General features: G+C 53.0%; 19 protein-coding genes. 3 read left to right on the top strand and 16 right to left on the bottom strand.

Annotated features, from left to right (window positions below; all coding sequences use genetic code 11):
* Nucleotides 1-140 precede the first annotated feature (140 nt).
* The 4 genes from KNP71_RS01975 to prsW form a co-directional block, all read right to left on the bottom strand.
* Nucleotides 141-764 (bottom strand): lysophospholipid acyltransferase family protein, encoded by a 624-nt coding sequence (locus tag KNP71_RS01975; RefSeq protein ID WP_214826975.1) that lies wholly within the window; start codon nucleotides 762-764, stop codon nucleotides 141-143.
* Nucleotides 761-1,438, bottom strand: coding sequence for a (d)CMP kinase (gene cmk, locus KNP71_RS01970; RefSeq protein ID WP_021067189.1), 678 nt, complete (start codon nucleotides 1,436-1,438; stop codon nucleotides 761-763). The genes KNP71_RS01975 and cmk overlap by 4 nt, the downstream gene beginning before the upstream one ends.
* A gap of 74 nt (nucleotides 1,439-1,512) precedes the next feature.
* Nucleotides 1,513-2,178 carry a flagellar brake protein gene (locus KNP71_RS01965; protein WP_029595669.1) on the bottom strand — a complete coding sequence of 222 codons (666 nt, stop codon included), beginning with the start codon at nucleotides 2,176-2,178 and terminating at the stop codon, nucleotides 1,513-1,515.
* A gap of 19 nt (nucleotides 2,179-2,197) precedes the next feature.
* Nucleotides 2,198-2,854 (bottom strand): glutamic-type intramembrane protease PrsW, encoded by a 657-nt coding sequence (prsW, locus tag KNP71_RS01960; RefSeq protein WP_021067187.1) that lies wholly within the window; start codon nucleotides 2,852-2,854, stop codon nucleotides 2,198-2,200.
* A 107-nt stretch (nucleotides 2,855-2,961) separates the two neighbouring features.
* Here prsW and KNP71_RS01955 point away from each other — a divergent pair, with 107 nt between their 5' ends.
* Together KNP71_RS01955 and KNP71_RS01950 are read left to right on the top strand one after the other, a co-directional pair.
* Nucleotides 2,962-3,933, top strand: a complete 972-nt coding sequence (locus KNP71_RS01955; protein ID WP_214713773.1) for an asparaginase — start codon at nucleotides 2,962-2,964, stop codon at nucleotides 3,931-3,933.
* A gap of 36 nt (nucleotides 3,934-3,969) precedes the next feature.
* Nucleotides 3,970-4,977 carry a YpdA family putative bacillithiol disulfide reductase gene (locus KNP71_RS01950; protein ID WP_214755946.1) on the top strand — a complete coding sequence of 336 codons (1,008 nt, stop codon included), beginning with the start codon at nucleotides 3,970-3,972 and terminating at the stop codon, nucleotides 4,975-4,977.
* 44 nt (nucleotides 4,978-5,021) lie between these two features.
* Here KNP71_RS01950 and KNP71_RS01945 read toward each other — a convergent pair whose 3' ends face one another.
* From KNP71_RS01945 to KNP71_RS01915, 7 genes are all read right to left on the bottom strand, one after another.
* Complete coding sequence (locus KNP71_RS01945; protein WP_021067184.1) at nucleotides 5,022-6,290, bottom strand: Glu/Leu/Phe/Val family dehydrogenase; 1,269 nt, start codon at nucleotides 6,288-6,290, stop codon at nucleotides 5,022-5,024.
* A gap of 150 nt (nucleotides 6,291-6,440) precedes the next feature.
* Nucleotides 6,441-7,358 carry a D-alanine--D-alanine ligase gene (locus KNP71_RS01940; RefSeq protein ID WP_021067183.1) on the bottom strand — a complete coding sequence of 306 codons (918 nt, stop codon included), beginning with the start codon at nucleotides 7,356-7,358 and terminating at the stop codon, nucleotides 6,441-6,443.
* A gap of 95 nt (nucleotides 7,359-7,453) precedes the next feature.
* Nucleotides 7,454-8,035: an adaptor protein MecA gene (locus tag KNP71_RS01935; protein ID WP_021067182.1), complete on the bottom strand. Its 582-nt coding sequence runs from the start codon at nucleotides 8,033-8,035 to the stop codon at nucleotides 7,454-7,456.
* Nucleotides 8,036-8,096: 61 nt separating this feature from the next.
* On the bottom strand, nucleotides 8,097-8,954 hold the full coding sequence (locus KNP71_RS15980; protein ID WP_021067181.1) for a MerR family transcriptional regulator: 858 nt from the start codon (nucleotides 8,952-8,954) through the stop codon (nucleotides 8,097-8,099).
* A gap of 164 nt (nucleotides 8,955-9,118) precedes the next feature.
* Complete coding sequence (locus tag KNP71_RS01925) at nucleotides 9,119-9,322, bottom strand: hypothetical protein (protein WP_021067180.1); 204 nt, start codon at nucleotides 9,320-9,322, stop codon at nucleotides 9,119-9,121.
* 41 nt (nucleotides 9,323-9,363) lie between these two features.
* On the bottom strand, nucleotides 9,364-10,791 hold the full coding sequence (locus KNP71_RS01920) for a RecQ family ATP-dependent DNA helicase (protein WP_029595674.1): 1,428 nt from the start codon (nucleotides 10,789-10,791) through the stop codon (nucleotides 9,364-9,366).
* Nucleotides 10,775-11,797, bottom strand: coding sequence for a YpbB family protein (locus KNP71_RS01915; protein WP_021067178.1), 1,023 nt, complete (start codon nucleotides 11,795-11,797; stop codon nucleotides 10,775-10,777). Before KNP71_RS01915 ends, KNP71_RS01920 begins: the two co-directional genes overlap by 17 nt.
* 142 nt (nucleotides 11,798-11,939) lie before the next feature.
* Here KNP71_RS01915 and KNP71_RS01910 point away from each other — a divergent pair, with 142 nt between their 5' ends.
* Nucleotides 11,940-12,188 carry a ferredoxin gene (locus KNP71_RS01910; protein WP_021067177.1) on the top strand — a complete coding sequence of 83 codons (249 nt, stop codon included), beginning with the start codon at nucleotides 11,940-11,942 and terminating at the stop codon, nucleotides 12,186-12,188.
* A 38-nt stretch (nucleotides 12,189-12,226) separates the two neighbouring features.
* Here KNP71_RS01910 and KNP71_RS01905 read toward each other — a convergent pair whose 3' ends face one another.
* From KNP71_RS01905 to KNP71_RS01885, 5 genes are all read right to left on the bottom strand, one after another.
* Nucleotides 12,227-13,033 (bottom strand): thermonuclease family protein, encoded by an 807-nt coding sequence (locus KNP71_RS01905; RefSeq protein ID WP_029595676.1) that lies wholly within the window; start codon nucleotides 13,031-13,033, stop codon nucleotides 12,227-12,229.
* Between the two features lie 82 nt (nucleotides 13,034-13,115).
* A complete protein-coding gene (locus tag KNP71_RS01900; protein WP_021067175.1) occupies nucleotides 13,116-14,075 on the bottom strand; it encodes an ABC transporter permease in 960 nt (319 codons plus the stop codon).
* On the bottom strand, nucleotides 14,072-15,136 hold the full coding sequence (locus tag KNP71_RS01895; protein ID WP_021067174.1) for an ABC transporter permease: 1,065 nt from the start codon (nucleotides 15,134-15,136) through the stop codon (nucleotides 14,072-14,074). Before KNP71_RS01895 ends, KNP71_RS01900 begins: the two co-directional genes overlap by 4 nt.
* A complete protein-coding gene (locus KNP71_RS01890) occupies nucleotides 15,133-16,659 on the bottom strand; it encodes an ABC transporter ATP-binding protein (RefSeq protein WP_021067173.1) in 1,527 nt (508 codons plus the stop codon). Before KNP71_RS01890 ends, KNP71_RS01895 begins: the two co-directional genes overlap by 4 nt.
* 61 nt (nucleotides 16,660-16,720) lie before the next feature.
* On the bottom strand, nucleotides 16,721-17,806 hold the full coding sequence (locus KNP71_RS01885; protein ID WP_214755819.1) for a BMP family lipoprotein: 1,086 nt from the start codon (nucleotides 17,804-17,806) through the stop codon (nucleotides 16,721-16,723).
* Nucleotides 17,807-17,886 lie beyond the last annotated feature (80 nt).

Below are 17,886 nucleotides of genomic sequence, written 5' to 3'. Positions count from 1 at the left end.
TCCAACACTACCCCCTCACGATGAGTACAAAAAGGAGCGCCCTAAGGCGCTTACACCTAGTATAAACTTCTTATAATTCGAAAGATTTGTCAAGGTGTTATCAGGTTAGTTCCTCTCCTAGCGCGAGATTAAACCTGAAATTAACGAACGTTCCGTGAATGCTGCATGTACAAGTCACCGATTGTCGTCATAATCAAGTCGGCCGCGATTTGGGCGCTCGCCTTGTCCGCTTTCAAGCCGCTCATGTCGATCGGTTGGCCGATGACGACCTTCAGCTTCGAGCGGAACTTATACGTCCCGATAATCGCCACCGGAAGTACCGACGCTTCCGAACGGAGCGCGAAGAACCCGACGCCTGCTTGGGCTTTGCCGAGCGTACCGTCTTTTGACCGCGTTCCTTCCGGGAAAATCGAGATGACCTCGTCTTCCTTCAACTTTTGCAAGACGACCCGGAGTGCTTGTCGGTCTCCTTCCCCGCGTGACACAGGAATCTGTCCAGCCCGATTCAAAATGTGTTTCAATACCGGCACGTCGAACAACTCTTTTTTCGCGAAGAAACGAAGCTGACGCTGTTTCGGCATCGCCCCGGCGAGCATGACCGGGTCCCAGTTCGATTGATGGTTCGAACAGACGATCATCGAACCGTCGAGTGGGACGTTATCGCGCCCGATATACTCGACGCGGAAGCTCAATCTGCGGATGATATTGACGACACCTACCGCAAGACGATACATGCCGAACGGTCCATTGTTGAGCGGTTTCATCGTTCAATCACCTGCTTCATCAAGTGCTCGATTGCCTCGACGACGCCGTCAATCGACAGCTCGGTCGTATCGAGATAATGCGCATCGTCGGCCTGACGAAGCGGGGCGACCTCACGCTCGGAATCGCGTTTGTCGCGCAAGGCGATCTCGAGCTGTAATTGTTCGAGGTCGCTCGGCAATCCTTTCGATACGTTCTCTTCGTGGCGGCGGCGGGCCCGTTCTTCGACCGTCGCCGTCATGAACACTTTCAAGTCGGCGCCTGGTAAGACGTGCGTGCCGATATCGCGGCCGTCCATGACGATTCCGCCTTTACTGGCGAGGTCACGCTGTAAATCCATAAGGGCAGCCCGTACTTCCGGCTGGCGTGCGACGAAGCTGACGTTGTTCGTCACTTCGCTCGTCCGGATGACATCGGTCACTTCTTCCGTGCCATCGTACACGCGTTGACCGTTTTCGGACGGGACGAGACGTAAATCCATCTTGTCGATCATCTCAGCGAGCATCGGACCGTCTTCGAGACCGACGCCGTCTTGAAGCGCGCGATACGTGACGGCGCGATAAATCGCACCCGTATCGATATAGACGTACCCTAGTTTTTTAGCGAGCGTTTTCGCGATCGTGCTCTTGCCGGCCCCGGCCGGCCCATCTAATGCGATTTGTAATGGTTTATTCATAAAAATTGGGTATCGGCTCATCCCGATACCCGCCTCCTCTCGGTCATTTGTTCCGAGAACATCATACCAGTTTTTTAGCGTGAAGAAAATACGGAGCCGGTCCGTTTTCTCGCTTCGAGCTGGGCTCGGAAGCAATAACGTAAAATCGTCTCCTGGTCCCGGTGTGATAACTCTTCAAAGCAAAGCGACAACTCTTGTTTGGCCGTCTGTTCATGGATGCGGACGAGGCGGCTCTTGACGCGGAACGTTTGCGGAATACCTCGGTCGTCATTGATATGGAACGAGACGATCATCGCCTCGTCGACAGCGACCGGGGCTCGATTGGCGATGATGCGCATGCCCCCGGCCGAGACGTCGAGTGATGTCGACTCGAACGATGGGAACGCTTGGCCGTCTTCCGCAGACACGGTCACGTGAATCATCTCTGGCACCCGTAAATATTCACGGCGCTGGACTCGTTTGATTTTCTTCTCATCCGGCACTGGGAACGCATAGCGAAGCGTCAACTGCGCATCGCTCACGCGTCTCGACACAACGGTATCAAAGGCGTACAGTTGCTCTTCTCCTTTGAAGAAATAGACACGCATCGATTCGTCTTCGTGCAAGAAGAACGTCTTTAACGTATCCGTTTCACTCGGGGACTCGATCCAGACGACTTGATCGTTAATAGCTGCGATCTTCGTCTTTCCTTCTTTTCTCCCTTCGACTTCCACCCGTAACTCTTGACCTACTTTTAACATGAAACGATTCCCCTTTATTCTATTTATATTGGCGATGATTGGAACGATTGGCGGTACGGACGAGCAATAAGGCGACCATCCATAAGACGACGATATAGACGACAGCCGGAACTTTGTTCATCGGTTCGACGAGCAAGATATAGTCGAACATCCCATGCAACAGCGTGGCCGCCATGACGGCGGTGAACAACCAAAACCGCTCGTGGTTGGAATGTTTGGCCCGGCCGAGACAAAACCCCATGACGACGGCGAACAGCGCGTGGCCGCTCACCGGCAGCACGGCGCGCCAGATCGCGATTTCGATTGAGTCGTACACCCATAAATATAGAAAATTCTCTAACGTGGCAAAGCCGAGTGAACAGGCGACCGCATAGAGAATCCCGTCGTAGTAATCATCAAAGACTTTATGTATGTATATTGTATAATAAATCATGAACCACTTAAAAAACTCTTCTAATAGCGCGGTGGCCACGAACGCCTTCCAAAACGGGCCCACGAGCACCCCTTCTTCCACGAACGCATACTGGACGAACATGATCGGAAAGACGAGAATGGCCCCGGCGACGAACGACCGGATCACATAGCCGAGCGGTTCCGCTTCTAGTTCATGCCGGAGATAGAAGTAGGAAAGAAGGGCGAACCCTGGCGCAACCGCAGACAAGGCGATTGCAATCATGATGCATCTCTCCTTTCTCACGTTAAGCATACACTGAAATAGAGGAAAGAAAAAGTAGGTCACGCCTAGAAATTGGAAGAAACGAACAAAAAAGTTGGAGGTCTGTTATGAATCATTTATTACTCATCCACACCGGCGGCACAATCGCCATGTCCCAATCGGGGTCGGGACATGTCATGCCGAGCGAGGTCAATCCAATTGATGCGACGTTGCCGAAAGCGACGGATATCGCCAACATCACGACGAAGCACTTTTCAAATATCCCGTCCCCGCATATGACGCCTGAAAAAATGCTCGATCTCGCCCAATTCATCAATCAACAGTTGACGCAAGATACATATGACGGGGTCGTCATCACCCACGGGACCGATACGCTCGAAGAGACGGCGTATTTCTTACAAATCACGCTCGGCGCCCCGGTTCCGATCGTCTTGACGGGGGCGATGCGCTCGTCGAACGAGGTCGGCTCCGACGGCGAATTCAATCTCATCACGGCGCTTCGGGTCGCCCAAAGTGATGTCGCGCGAGGCAAAGGCGTGCTCGTCGTCTTCAACGGTGAGATTCATTCCGCCTTCAACGTCACGAAGACGCATACGTCCTCGGTCGACACGTTCAAATCGGTCCACTTCGGAAACGTCGGCATGGTGACGAAAGACCATGTCCTCATCTATAGTCAGCCGACGACGAAGCAACCGAAGATGATTTCGACGATCACGAAACGGGTCGCGGTGCTGAAAGTCGTTGCCGGGATGGACCCAGATTTGATTGAGGCGGTACTCGCGCTCGGTTATGACGGGCTCGTCCTCGAGGTGCTCGGTCAAGGTAACGTCCCGCCGTCAATCGTTCCGGCGCTCGAACTGCTCGTCGAACGCATGCCGGTCGTCATCGTCAGCCGTTGCTTCAACGGGATCGTGCAAGACGTGTACGGTTACGTCGGCGGTGGCCAGCAGCTCAAAGAGATGGGCATCATCTTCTCGAACGGGTTGAACTCACAAAAAGCGAGACTGCGTCTCCTCGTCGAACTCGAGTCTGGGTCGTCGCAAGCGGTCATGGAGCACAGCTTTAGTTTCCAACAATGAGTTGGCGACTTGCCAACCGTTTCGTCCTTCCATACAATGAGGGATGAGGTGATTTCATTGAATAAACACGCTATCGTCGTCGGCGCCGGACCATGTGGGCTGTCGGCTGCGATTGAATTGGAACGCATCGGCATCTCGTGCACGATTATCGAGCGCGGCAATATCGTCGATGCCATCTATCGGTATCCGACCCATCAGACGTTCTTCTCGTCTGCTAGTTTGCTTGAAATCGGGGATATCCCGTTCATCTGTAAAGATTTGAAACCACGACGTCAAGACGCACTCGTCTATTATCGGGAAGTCGTCAGCCGGACCGGGCTCGATGTCCATCCGTTCGAGACGGTCGAAGCGGTCGAGCGGACCGAAGACGGTTTCGTCGTTCGGTCCCGACACGACCGGGACGGTGCCAAAGAGCGTCAGGCCGACTACGTCATCTTGGCGACCGGCTACTACGGACGCCCTCGTCGACTTGACGTGCCTGGTGAAGAGCTTCCCCACGTCGCCCATTACTTCAAAGAGGCGCATCCGTTCTATCGGCAGCGCGTCACGGTCATCGGCGGGAAAAACTCCGCCGTCGACGCGGCCATCGAGCTTGAGAAGGCCGGCGCCCATGTCACGGTGCTCTATCGCGGGGACGGTTACAGTCCGTCCGTCAAACCGTGGGTACTGCCGACGTTCGACTCGCTCGTCCGTCACGACAAGGTGCGACTCGAGCTCGAAGCGGAGATCGTTCGGATCGAACCGCATCATGTCGTCTATCGTCAGCATGGTGAAGAACATCGACTCGAGACCGACCACGTCCTCGCCATGACGGGCTACTTGCCCGACCATGGGCTGTTCGCCGATGCCGGGGTCCAAGTCGATGAAGAGACCGGTGTGCCGGCATTCGACGAATCGACGTTCGAGACGAACGTCGACGGCTTGTTCATCGCCGGTGTCGTCGCTGCCGGAAATGATGCCAATAAGATTTTTATCGAGAACGGACGTTTCCATGGCCAAGCGATCGCCGAGACGCTTCGGGAGCGCAACGGTGTCACAATATAAATAAAGAGAGGGAGGACCTGGTTTCAGGTCTTCCCTCTCTTTTGTTATACCCAACCGCGGAAGCGCGACGCTTCTGCCATCTTGCGCACACCGACCATATAGGCGGCGAGACGCATGTCGACCTTACGGGCCGACGAGGTATTGTATACCGTATTGAACGAGTGGACGAGCACTTTCTCAAGCTTTTCTTCCACTTCCTCTTCCGTCCAATAGTAACCTTGATTGTTTTGAACCCATTCGAAGTATGAGACCGTCACTCCACCGCTCGAAGCGAGCACGTCTGGGACAAGCAGGATGCCACGTTCCGTCAAGATGCGGGTCGCTTCGTTCGTTGTCGGTCCGTTCGCGGCCTCGACGACGATGGACGCTTTGATGTTGTCGGCATTGTCCTCGGTGATTTGGTTCTCGATCGCGGCCGGGACCAAAATGTCGCAGTCGAGTTCGAGCATCTCTTTGTTCGAGATCGTGTTCTTGAACAAGGTCGAGATCGTCCCGAACGAGTCACGACGGTCGAGCAGGTACGGGATGTCGAGACCGTTCTCGTCATGGATGGCTCCGTACGCATCGCTGACGGCGATGACTTTCGCTCCGGCGTCATGCATGAACTTCGACAAGAAGCTACCAGCGTTGCCGAACCCTTGGACGACGACGCGGGCGCCTTTTAACTCGATCCCGCGACGAAGCGCCGCTTCTCGAATCATGATGGCGACACCTTTTGCCGTCGCCGTCTCGCGACCGTGCGAGCCACCGAGCACGAGCGGCTTCCCGGTGATGAATCCTGGTGAGTTGAATTCATCGATCCGGCTATACTCGTCCATCATCCATGCCATGATTTGCGAGTTCGTGAACACATCCGGTGCCGGGATGTCTTTCGTCGGTCCGACGATTTGACTGATGGCCCGAACGTAACCACGGCTCAACCGCTCAATTTCACGGAAACTCATCTCACGCGGATCACAAACGATTCCACCTTTACCGCCGCCATATGGAAGGTCGACGATGCCGGCTTTCAAGCTCATCCAGACCGACAACGCCTTCACTTCGACCTCGGTCACGCTCGGATGGAATCGGATTCCACCTTTCGTCGGTCCGACGGCATCGTTATGTTGCGCACGATATCCTGTGAAAATCTTGGTCGATCCATCATCCATCCGTACCGGGATGCGGACGGTCAACATCCGAAGCGGCTCTTTCAAGAGCTCGTACATCTCTTCTGGATACCCGAGTTTATCGAGCGCCTCGTGTATCACTTCTTGTGTCGATTCAAGGATGTTTTTTCGTTTTTGATGACCTTTTTCTTGATCCGTAATCATGAAGGTTTCCTCCCCTAAATTGTCGATTCTCCCCCAAGAATCAACCTCGTATTCGTTTAAAAGTATATCTGATACGCGCCCAATTTGAAAGGCTTTTACAAAAATAATGAAAGCGTTTTCTAAAACGAAAAAAGAAGGGGGTGCCCCTTCTTACTTTTCAAGTGCGAGTGCGATGAATCGCTCTAACAGTTCACCGTACGAGATGCCGACGGCGCGGGCGCTGTCCGGGAACAAGCTGAGCGGCGTCATGCCAGGCAGTGTGTTCGTCTCTAAAATATAGGCGAGCCCGTCTTCTGACACGAGGAAGTCTGAGCGGGAATATCCGCTGCAGCCGAGGGCACGGTGCGCTTGAATCGCGGCCGCCTGAACTTCTTCGGTCAACGAAGCCGGCAACTCGGCCGGACAGACGTGAATCGATCCACCCTCTGAATACTTCGACTCATAGTCATAAAACTCGTTTTTCGGGATAATCTCGATGACCGGGAGCGCGGCTTCGGCGCCATGGTTTCCGAGTACAGGTACCGTCAATTCACGGCCTTTAATATATTGTTCGACCAAGACGGCCGTATCGCAGGCGAACGCTTTGTCGATTCCTTCACGGAGCATCGTTTCGTCCATCGCGATTGTCAATCCGTTCGAAGACCCTTCTTGGGCCGGTTTGACGACACATGGGAATTCACCGCCCCACTCGACGATTTTCGCGTCGATATCGTCCCCTGTCTCGATGAGGACGTCACGGGCGATTCGGATGCCGGCAGCGGCGAAGATGATTTTCGCACGGGCTTTGTCCATCGCGAGCGCGGACGCCAACACACCAGACCCCGTGTACGGCAAGCCCGCCATCTCCAAGAGCGACTGCACGCGTCCGTCTTCACCGTATTTGCCATGCAAGGCGCTGACGACGACGTCGGCTTGAAGCGTCAACAGTTCATTGGCCCGGTCCGGGTGAAAATCAATCGCCACGACGTCGTGACCCCGTTCTTCGAGCGCTTCAATCATTCCTTTACCACTCGTGAGCGACACTTCCCGCTCACCTGATACACCACCATATAATACCGCGACTTTCATCAAATCTCTCCTTCAGCTAGCTACTCCAAAATTCAAGTTTTATCATACCATGTGTCGGCCGAAAACAATAGAAACAGAACGGTAAAAAGCCGTACTTACGCGAACGTATCGTACAGCTGTTTCACGGCCTGTTCAGTTTGAATCGTCTTCCCGTACTCCATCATGACGTACGGACTGACGGTCGTCGTCCGACCGTACTCCGACAAGATGGCGGCCAGTCGTTCTTCCACGTCTGGTTTGAGCACCTCGACAAAGTGCAGATAATATCGTCCCTCGTAATGATAGAACGCTCCGCCTTGCTCGGTGTCTCGCATATGTGGGAACAAGCGAATCGAGGCGTTGATGACGTCCTCGATATCGTCAAATTGATAAATCAAATGATGAATCACGTCGATGGTGAGCCGAATCTCGACTTGCTCTTGATCCGATTCCGCTACGGGCGCATCGACTTTCTGGACGTCGATGACGAGCCCGTCACGGGGAAACATCGTCACGTTCAAGTCGACGGTCCCTTGCGGCATGAAGCCAAATTCCGCTTCCGCCGTCTCAAGCAATTCCCGCCACAGGTCTTGACCGCTCTCCCCCACGATGGTATCGATGGCGATGCCTCGAGTGGATAGGTCGCTCGCGGTCAAATATACCCTTAAATGTTCTTTTGTTTGCTTTTCAAATCTCAAACGAAAACCTCCAAAGAATAATCAATCCTACTTTATAAGCTACTCCCGTTTGTTCGAGCTGTCAAATAGTTGACAACCACTCGGTCCACGCCTCGGGCGTGTCCCCGAGGAAGGCCGATCCGAATTCGGACGCTTGAAGGCTGACCGCGTAACCACCGGCCCCGATGACGAGGTTCGGGTGGTCGGCTTGGATGAACTGCATCGCGTCTTTCAGGCCATCGAGATGTTCTGTCAACGTACATGAGAAAATCAGACACTTGGCATCGATATCGTGCAACGCCTCGTTCAAATCCTCTTTCGGGAATCCCGCACCGAGGAAAATCACGTCATAACCGTATTGGCGTAAGTAAAGCGTCACGAACAAGAGCCCGATCTCATGCATCTCGCCCGGGGCACAGACGCAAATGATGCGCGGCAAAAAGGGATTCATCGGCATTTGAAGCGACAACGTCGACAGGCGGGCACGCAAAAAGGCCGTCGCAAAATGTTCATGCGCAATCGTAATCGTCCCATTCTCCCAACGCGTCCCGATTTCCATCAATAACGGACCGATGATATCTGTCGTAACCTTTTCAAAACTAAACGTATTAAAGGCACGATTAATCAAATCGTGCGCCTTACGTTCATCAAATGAAAGTAACGCCTCGAGCAACCCGTCCATGAGCTCCTCGTCATAAAGGCGGGCAGGCTTCGGCTTCGGGGCTTCATGTAGCTGTTGAATCGCTTGGGACACGGTCAATCCTTCCCGTTGTTTTTCAACGACCCATTTTATCTTCTCGACGTCTTGGTCGGAATACAATCGATGACCCGAATCTGTCCGGCTCGGAACGATGAATTGATAGCGTCGTTCCCACGCCCGAATCGTGGTCGGGTTGACTCCGGTGAGTGACGCGACCGTCTTGATGGAGTACTTCGGCACAGCAGCCCCTCCTTTCCTACTAGTTCTTCTCTTTCAGTATAGACCCATCTGTACGGCTTTACCTGTTTTATTGTGCAAATCTTGTGAGAAATTGGTGAGATTGTGCATATTCACAACCTCGGGCATGAAATCATAAAAAAAATACGACGTTCTCGTCGTATTGTTTAGAAAAAGATGTCGTGACGACCTATATATAAAAATACAAGAATAATGGCAAACATCGTCAGTGTCAGCATCATGGCGAGCGGTCGCTTCAGCCAGTTGTCGTTCAATTTCTCTTTTCGCTCATGCTCTTGCCGTTCAGCGCGAGATGGCAACGTGTCCACCACTTTTTCACGAAGTGAGTCCGCTTGGTTCCGATGTCGCAACGTGTGCCCTCCTTTACCTTTTTTATCATTTTACTATGATATCAATCAAAGGAAAAGATACGAGCCAACCGATGTTTCCAATCTGTCACATTTTTAGACACAAGTTGCTCCGACGGCGGGAACACGATTTCGCCGCAGATGTCACAACAATCGCTTTGCTTGACCGGTTGCTCCGAGAAATAATTTAACAAATAATCGCGCCGACACGTCTTGATGAGGGCATAGTCCATCATCTGTCCGAGTTGACGATACCGGGCCCGCTTTCTATCTTTTACCCAATCCACCGCCTCGGCAAGCGTCCGCTCGGCAAGCATCTGATTCAACAGTCCCCAAACCGGATCTTCCTCGTTCAAGCGCAATAAACGTGGCAACTGGGCCAGGCTCGTGCCATTGTCTCGTTCAAAATAGGCGAGACGGATATCTTTGTCTTTCGGATATTGCTGGTCGATCAAAAACTGTTGAATCCGCTCATCCCCTTCGGCGTATAGCAAGACCGCGAAAGCCGGCTCGCCGTCACGCCCAGCCCGACCAATCTCTTGCATGTACGCCTCGAGCGTGGCCGGGATTTGATAATGAATGACGGAACGGACGTTATCTTTATTGACACCCATCCCGAACGCACTCGTACAAACCATGATGGCGACTTCGTCACGTAAAAATTGTGACTGTACAAGGCGCCGGTCCTCGGTCGACATGCCACCGTGATAAAACAAGGCGTCATCGAGATGGAGGGCGAGCGCTTCGGCCTCACGCCGTGTCGCTGTATAGATGACGGCCGGTTTCGGCACGTCGTGGACGAGTTCGCTCAGACGGCGCATCTTATCTTCTGACCCGAGACGTTCCACGATGAGGCGAATCTCGGGACGGTTCGCCGAGTGGACGAACTGCGCCGGCGAGAAGAGCGCCAGTTTCTCGACAATATCTCGTTTCACCGTCTCCGGTGCGGTCGCCGTGACAGCCATGCACTGCGGACTGCCGAGCTGCTTGCGCAGTTCACCTAGGCGCGCATACTCCGGGCGGAACTCATGGCCCCACTGCGAGATACAGTGCGCCTCGTCAACGACGAGCATTTGAATCTTTGTGCGCGCCAGCGCCCGTGTCACATGGGGCACGGCAAGTTGCTCCGGCGATAAATACAAGAAGCGGTACCGTTTCAAATGGTTTAAAATCTCTTGCTTCTCTTCGAGCGTCTCCATCGACGTCAATCGGGCAACCCCACGTTCGCCGCGCTCGCGGATATGGAGCATCTGGTCCTCGATCAGTGACAAGAGCGGCGAGACGATAATCGTCAAGCCGTCGTTCTTGATATAGGACGGGAGTTGGAACGTCAATGACTTCCCGGCCCCGGTCGGCATGATGGCGAGCACGTCTTGTCCATCGGCGACCGCATCGATCACCTCGCGCTGTCCCGGACGGAAACTGTCATAACCGAACACCCGCTTCAACGTCTTCTCAAACAAATGTCTCACCTCGTTTCAATCGTGCGAACACCAATCGGATTTGATAATAACTGATCCCGTCGATTTGTTCAAAAATCGGTTTGAGCGCCCAGCTCGATTCGTCACGCAGTTGCTCGACTTGCTTGATTTGCTCGAGCGGAACAAATTGATCGAGCGGAAATTCGTCTAAATACATCGCCATCTCGACGACGTGGTCTTCAATCGTACTAGTGCGCAACCGCCGCTGTGACTGGACTTGTTGGAACGATCGACCAGCCAAGAACTGTTCATACGACCCTCGCGCCGATAAGGTCATCCGTTCACTCGATAAGCCGTGGGCGAATCCTAACAGTTTCGCATCTCGCGGCAATTTCCAGAGGAGCGCATTCCACCCGGCCAAGAAGTAGAGCCGGGCCGTCCGTGCATCGACGTCGAGGAGGGCCGCGATTTGTTCATACGTATACCCGGTCTCGAACGCTCCCGTGAACCTATAAACGACGGCGGTCGCATAAGGGTCGCCGATGTCTTCAAGCGCCGTCTCGAGCTCGTGATGGAAACTTTGAATCAACGGTCGCCATTCGCGTTCGGTCCGCACGATTTGTTTGACCCAACGTTCGGCCAGACGATCGGCCTGGACCGGATAAAACGTCCGCTCATGCTCGAGCGACATGAACGTCTGCACGAACAGGCTGAGCCGTTTCCATGTCATCGTCGTATAGTCCCGGTACTCGCCGCCGAGACGGTCGAACAAGTCGCTGACGGCCTCGGGCGAAGCGAGCATGGACCCGGCTTCGGTCAAGGTAAAACTCGAGCGGTTGAGCCAACCTCGCTTCTCGAACGAGGCGAGCAGTTTCTCATAGTCGTACTTCGTGTAGGGGAACAAGCCAAAAATCGGTTCCAAATCATAAAAAAAGGCATCTTGCAGCGTCGTCGCCGATCGTTTCCCGTTCAACACATGAAACAAACTGCGCTCGCTACGTTCACCTTTCAAGCGTTGGATGGATAGTAATAACACCCCGTCCGCTAAATGAACCATCGTTCCACCTCCTTGTTAAAATTATGCTTCCAAAACGTTATTCGTTTCCTCATTGAAATATTTGGGTATGTAGACTACAATTACTCATAGTCAGTAGAAAATCATTTCTATGCAGAGAGACGAAACGTATGGAGGGTTACAAATGGCAAAATTTACGATTGTTGATAAAGATACATGTATCGCATGTGGGGCCTGCGGAGCAGCTGCCCCAGACATCTTCGACTATGATGACGAAGGCCTCGCGTTCAACTTGATGGACGACAACACGGGTACGATTGAAGTCCCGGATGAGTTGTATGAGGACTTGATGGACGCCTTCGAGGGCTGCCCGACCGACTCAATCAAAGTCGCAGACGAATCATTCGACGGCGACGCACTCAAGTACGAATAAGGGAGACATGTGTGCCATCTCGGCGCACATGTCTTTTTTTAACGTGTCGCTTTGCGGAAACCGGCCTCCCGCGCCTCTTTCTCTGTACAGAACATCTCTTCCGGGATCGTGCGCTCATAGCTCGCCCCGCCCGGAACGTGATAAATCTTCTCTCCGTCCCGATTGATATTCCCTTTAATGTCACATCCATCCGTGTCTCGTTTCGGCTGGGCCGGCTCGGTCGCCTCGTAGTCGAACCCGTTGCCGGTCACATAATCCTCGAGACTCCAAATCCCGAGCAATTCCTGACGCGCGGCCTGTTCGACGTCCCGGAACGCATCGATGTGTTGCGTGTTCGGCGCGTATACATAGGCGACGCGCGCCAGACCGCGACGTAACAATTCCTCGTTCAGCATCGCATCATCGTACCAGACGTAGGCGAGTGTCCGTTGATAGCGATCGTAGCGCCCGACGTCATACTCCAGTGTGATCGTATCCCCTTCTGGTAGCCAACGCTCGACGAATGATTTTGCATCTTCTCCGAACGGTTGTACCGGCAACGTCGGATGACTCGTCTCTGGCGTATCGACGAGCAAGAGGCGAATCGATTCCGTCGCCCCGTTCTCAAACTCGACTTTGAGCGTATCCCCGTCGATGACGCGGTCGAGCGTGACCGTCTCAGTCTTGCCGAGCGGCCGTGCTACTTGTTGCGTGACCGACGCCGACGGAAAGTCGGCCTCGAGTTCGACGAGCGACTCCGGCGGGTCGATTTGTTCAGCGAACCAGTCATCGACTGAGCAGCCTGCGAGCGAGATGCTCAGCACGACGGCAATCAGCAGTTGCCACCATTTTTTCAATTGTCTCACCTCTACACCAGTATAACAAAAAAGGTTGTTTGACTTAAGCGTCAAACAACCTTGGTGAAATGGACATTTGTCCTTTTGGTGATTAGCGTTTCCCTTTAATATATGGGATACCGACCGATTTCGGTGCATCCGCACGTCCGACGACACCCGCGAGGGCAAGAATCGTAAGCGCATACGGTGCAATCAAGAGCAACACTTGCGGCACGTTGCTGATGACCGGCAAGTTACTGCCGATGATCGACAACGCTTGGGCGAAACCGAAGAAGAGACCGGCTCCGAGCGCGCCGAGCGGGTTCCACTTCCCGAAGATCATGGCAGCGATGGCCAAGAAGCCTTGACCGACAATCGTCGTCCCACTGAAGTTCGTCGTGACCGTGACGGCGTAGACCGCACCGGCGAGACCGCCGAACGCACCTGAGAGCATGACGCCCATGAAGCGCATTTTCGTGACGTTGATTCCCATCGTGTCAGCCGCCATCGGGTGTTCCCCGACCGAACGGAGACGAAGGCCGAACGGCGTCTTGAAGATGACGAACCAGACGACGAACGCGAGCGCGATGGCGATGAACGACGTGTACTGGACGTTGATGAAGAACATACGAAGCACCGGGATATCCGATAAAATCGGCACGTTCTCTTTCGCAATCCGAAACTCGATGAAATCGGTTTGTCCTTTGTTGTAGAGGACACGGACGACGAAGATGGCGAGACCGATCGCAAGCATGTTGATCGCGACCCCGAGCACCGTTTGGTCAGCACGCCAAAGGATGGCCGGCACTGCCAAGAAAAGTGAGAAGAGTGCGCCGACGACCATGGCGACCAAGAGCGAGATCCAAGGACTGAGACCACCAAGCCCCATCTCCGTCAACGTGAGCGTCGTGATGATTCCCGTGGCGGCACCGATGACCATGATGCCTTCCAAGGCGATGTTGACGACACCCGAACGTTCACTGAAAATGCCGCCGAGCGCCGCGATGATGAGTGGAGTCGCATAGGCCAACGCGACCGGAACGACGATATAGAGGACTTCTAAGAAGCTCATTTTTTCTCCACTCCTTTCTTACGATTTCCTTTGAATTTGTCAATCACGTAGTTGAACGCATAACCAGACGCCACGAAGATGACGATGGCGGCGATGATGACTTTGACGAGCTCGGACGGAATGTTGGCGCCGAGCTGCATCGCGAGTCCACCGATATTGAGTCCGGCGAACAAGATGGCTGCCAAGACGACACCGATGGCCGTGTTCGCACCGAGAAGAGCGACGGCAATCCCATCGAATCCGACTCCAGTGAACGAAGCACTGAGCGTCATCCCGTTGAACGTACCAAGACCTTCCATCGCTCCAGCGAGTCCAGCGAACATACCCGAGATGACGAACGATAGGATGATGTTGCGATTGACACTCATCCCTGCGTATTGCGACGCGTGTTTGTTGAAGCCGACGGCCCGAAGCTCATAGCCGAGCGTCGTCCGTTGCAAGATGTAGTAATAGACGATCGCCGCGAGCACAGCGATGAGGACACCCCAGTGCAAGCGTGAGAACTGCGTCATTTCTTGAAGCCATGGCGACGCGAGCGACGCCGACTCGTTGATTGACTCGGTCCGTTCGTTCGTTACGCCGATGACGCTACGCAAGATCGCGTTCGTCGTGTACAAGGCGATATAGTTCATCATGATCGATGTGATAACTTCATGAACGTGGAACTTGGCTTTCAAAAAACCAGGGACGAACGCCCAGAGCGCTGCCGCGAACATAGCCGCGAGAAGCGCGAGCGGAAGGTGGATGAACATCGGTAAATCAAAGTTAATTCCGACGTAAACGGCTGCCACCCAACCGATTAACACTTGACCTTCGACCCCGATGTTGAAGAGACCGGTCCGGAACGCGAACGCGACCGCTAAACCTGAGAAGATGAGCGGCGCTGCGGCACGAAGTGTTTCTCCGATTGCATATGGGCTTCCGACCATACCTTCGAACAATGACGAGAACCCTTGAATCGGGTCATAACCGCCAATCAGCATGACGATTGCCCCAACGAGAAGTCCCATCAAAATCGACAAGAGCGGGATGAGCAGTCGATTGAATCCTAACTTATTCATACTGTTTCTTCTCCTCTCTTACCGCCGGCCATCAAGAAGCCGAGTTCTTGCTCGGTCGTTTCTTTCGGATCACGAATCCCGACAATCTTACCTTCATATAAGACGGCGACTCGGTCCGCGACGTGTAAAATCTCTTCGAGTTCGAACGAGATTAAGAGGACGGCGCGTCCTTTCTCACGTTCTTTGATGAGCTGTTCATGAATGAACTCGATTGCACCGACGTCAAGTCCACGCGTCGGTTGGGCCGCAATCAACAAGTCAGGTGACCGGTCGACTTCACGGGCGATAATCGCTTTCTGCTGGTTACCACCTGATAAGGCACGGGCTGGCACATCGACCGATGGAGTTCGGACGTCAAACTTCTCAATCAACGCCTTCGCTTTCTCAGCCACAGCTTTATAGTTCATCAAACCACGCTTCGAGAACGGCTCTTTGTAATACGTTTGGAGGACCATGTTGTCCCGAATCGAATAGTCGAGGACGAGTCCGTGTTTATGACGGTCTTGCGGGATATGACCGACGCCAGATTCCGTCACTTTACGTGGCGTGAACCCAGTCACGTCTTTCCCATTCAACAATACTTTTCCAGACTCCGGTTTCTTCAAGCCTGAGATAGCTTCAATCAACTCGGTCTGTCCGTTTCCATCAATCCCGGCGATTCCAAGAATCTCTCCTGAACGAATCTGTAAATCCAAGCCGTCGACGGCTTCAAGCCCGCGACTGTCTTTGACGACGAGTTTTTGCACGTCGAGGACGACTTGCTGTGGATCTGCCTTGGAATATTCCGCATCAAAGTTAACTTCACGCCCGACCATCATTTCAGCCAAACGGTCTTCATTGACCGTCTCATCGATATCGACGGTGCCGATATAACGTCCGCGACGGATAACCGTACAGCGGTCGGCCACTTGCATGATCTCTTTCAGTTTATGCGTGATCAAGATGATCGATTTACCTTCTTCGATCAAACGCTTCATGATTTGAATGAGTTCTTGAATCTCTTGTGGCGTCAATACAGCGGTTGGCTCGTCAAAAATCAAGATTTCAGCGCCGCGATAGAGCGTCTTCAAAATTTCGACACGTTGTTGCATCCCGACCGAGATGTCCTCGATTTTAGCGTCCGGATCAATGCGGAGACCGTATTGTTCCGAGATCTCCATAACTTTTTTACGCGCCGTGGCCCGGTCGACCGTCAATCCACTCTTCGGCTCTGAGCCGAGGATGATGTTCTCGGTCACCGTGAACTTCTCGACGAGCATGAAGTGTTGGTGTACCATACCGATCCCAAGGTCGTTGGCGATGTTCGGATTCTCAATGTTCACTTTCTCCCCACGCACGCGGATCTCCCCGCCTTCCGGCTGATAAAGACCGAACAGGACGTTCATGAGCGTCGATTTTCCGGCACCATTCTCGCCGAGCAACGCATGAATCTCTCCTTTACGCAATTGGAGGGTGATATTGTCGTTGGCAACGAACGTTCCGAACTCTTTGCGAATATTGAGCATTTCAATTACATATTCCAAGAAAGTCCACCCCTAACTTTAAGTAAAGGGAGACCGCATGGGTCCCCCCTAACTCAATGAATTATTTTACTGTTTTCATGAACTCTTCGAACTCAGCGTCAGTCGCTGGAGCCGTGATGTCTCCGTCGATCAACTGTGTGCGGTACTCTTCAACTTTTGTGAGGACGTCAGCTGCAACGTTCTCATCAGATGTTTCAGCAATCCCTACTCCATCGTCTTTCAAAGAGAACTCAACGATTTCGCCTGCAGGGAATTTATCTTCCATTGCAAGTTTCGATACTTCGTAAGTAGCCGTGTCAACACGTTTGACCATTGAAGTAAGCGTTACGTTTTCTGGAAGACCCTCTTCGTATTGGTCACGGTCAACACCGATGACCCATACATCTTCGCCGTTCTTCTTACGGTTTTTCGCTTCTGTGAATACCCCTACCCCAGTACCGCCTGCTGCGTGATACACGATATCAGAACCTGCTCCGTACATACCTGAAGCGATTGCTGTACCTTTTTCAGCTGAGTTGAAGTCTTCAGCGTACTTCACGTCAATTGTTGCATCCGGGTTAACGGCCATGACGCCAGCTTTATAACCGTTCTCGAACTTCTTGATCAAGTCAGACTCAACGCCACCGACGAATCCAACTTTGTCAGTTTTCGTAGTGAGACCAGCGACAACACCGACGAGGAACGAACCTTCTTGCTCTTTGAACGTGATCGATGCGACGTTCGGTGCATCAACGACCATGTCGACGATTGCGAAGTTGTTGTCTGGGAACTGCTCAGCAACTTTTTGGATGTCTTCGCCCATCAAGAAGCCGATTCCGTAAATCAAGTTGAAATTATCGCGTGCCAATTGTTGCAAGTTAGGCTGATAATCCGCTTGTTTTGAAGATTGAAGATATTTGAAGCCTTCGTTCTCAGTCAAGTTGTTGTCTTTCCCGAACTTCGTAAGACCTTCCCAAGCTGATTGGTTGAACGATTTATCATCGACACCGCCAGTATCGGTTACCATTGCTACTTTGAAGTCGCTGCCTTCGCCGCCGCCTTCGCCGTTTGAAGCACCTTCATTGTCATCCCCGCCACATGCTGCGAGCACTGTTGAGAGTGTGAGACCTGCTGCTAAAGCTGAGAGAATCGTTTTTTTCTTGTTCATCGTCGTGTTTCCCCTTTCGGATCATAACAATTAAGGTTGTCATGTCATCAGTAGTCTTTACACCGGTATAAGAAAGCGCT

Origin of the sequence: Exiguobacterium sp. s56 (assembly GCF_018618255.1) — a bacterium.
In the GTDB taxonomy this organism is placed as follows: Bacteria; Bacillota; Bacilli; order Exiguobacteriales; family Exiguobacteriaceae; genus Exiguobacterium; species Exiguobacterium chiriqhucha.
Note: the sequence above shows the minus strand (reverse complement) of the source record. Positions and strands in the feature narration are given on the sequence as shown.

What these genes read in the sequence shown, in the direction of transcription:
- cmk (WP_021067189.1), bottom strand. Translation starts at nt 1,438, where the DNA reads ATGAATAAACCATTACAAATCGCATTAGATGGGCCGGCCGGGGCCGGC.
- KNP71_RS01915 (WP_021067178.1), bottom strand. Translation starts at nt 11,797, where the DNA reads ATGGTTCATTTAGCGGACGGGGTGTTATTACTATCCATCCAACGCTTG.
- KNP71_RS01975 (WP_214826975.1), bottom strand. Translation starts at nt 764, where the DNA reads ATGAAACCGCTCAACAATGGACCGTTCGGCATGTATCGTCTTGCGGTA.
- KNP71_RS01900 (WP_021067175.1), bottom strand. Translation starts at nt 14,075, where the DNA reads ATGAGCTTCTTAGAAGTCCTCTATATCGTCGTTCCGGTCGCGTTGGCC.
- KNP71_RS01965 (WP_029595669.1), bottom strand. Translation starts at nt 2,178, where the DNA reads ATGTTAAAAGTAGGTCAAGAGTTACGGGTGGAAGTCGAAGGGAGAAAA.
- KNP71_RS01940 (WP_021067183.1), bottom strand. Translation starts at nt 7,358, where the DNA reads ATGAAAGTCGCGGTATTATATGGTGGTGTATCAGGTGAGCGGGAAGTG.
- KNP71_RS01950 (WP_214755946.1), top strand. Translation starts at nt 3,970, where the DNA reads ATGAGGGATGAGGTGATTTCATTGAATAAACACGCTATCGTCGTCGGC.
- KNP71_RS01885 (WP_214755819.1), bottom strand. Translation starts at nt 17,806, where the DNA reads ATGAACAAGAAAAAAACGATTCTCTCAGCTTTAGCAGCAGGTCTCACA.
- KNP71_RS01895 (WP_021067174.1), bottom strand. Translation starts at nt 15,136, where the DNA reads ATGAATAAGTTAGGATTCAATCGACTGCTCATCCCGCTCTTGTCGATT.
- KNP71_RS01945 (WP_021067184.1), bottom strand. Translation starts at nt 6,290, where the DNA reads ATGATTACGGATCAAGAAAAAGGTCATCAAAAACGAAAAAACATCCTT.
- KNP71_RS01910 (WP_021067177.1), top strand. Translation starts at nt 11,940, where the DNA reads ATGGCAAAATTTACGATTGTTGATAAAGATACATGTATCGCATGTGGG.
- prsW (WP_021067187.1), bottom strand. Translation starts at nt 2,854, where the DNA reads ATGATTGCAATCGCCTTGTCTGCGGTTGCGCCAGGGTTCGCCCTTCTT.
- KNP71_RS01955 (WP_214713773.1), top strand. Translation starts at nt 2,962, where the DNA reads ATGAATCATTTATTACTCATCCACACCGGCGGCACAATCGCCATGTCC.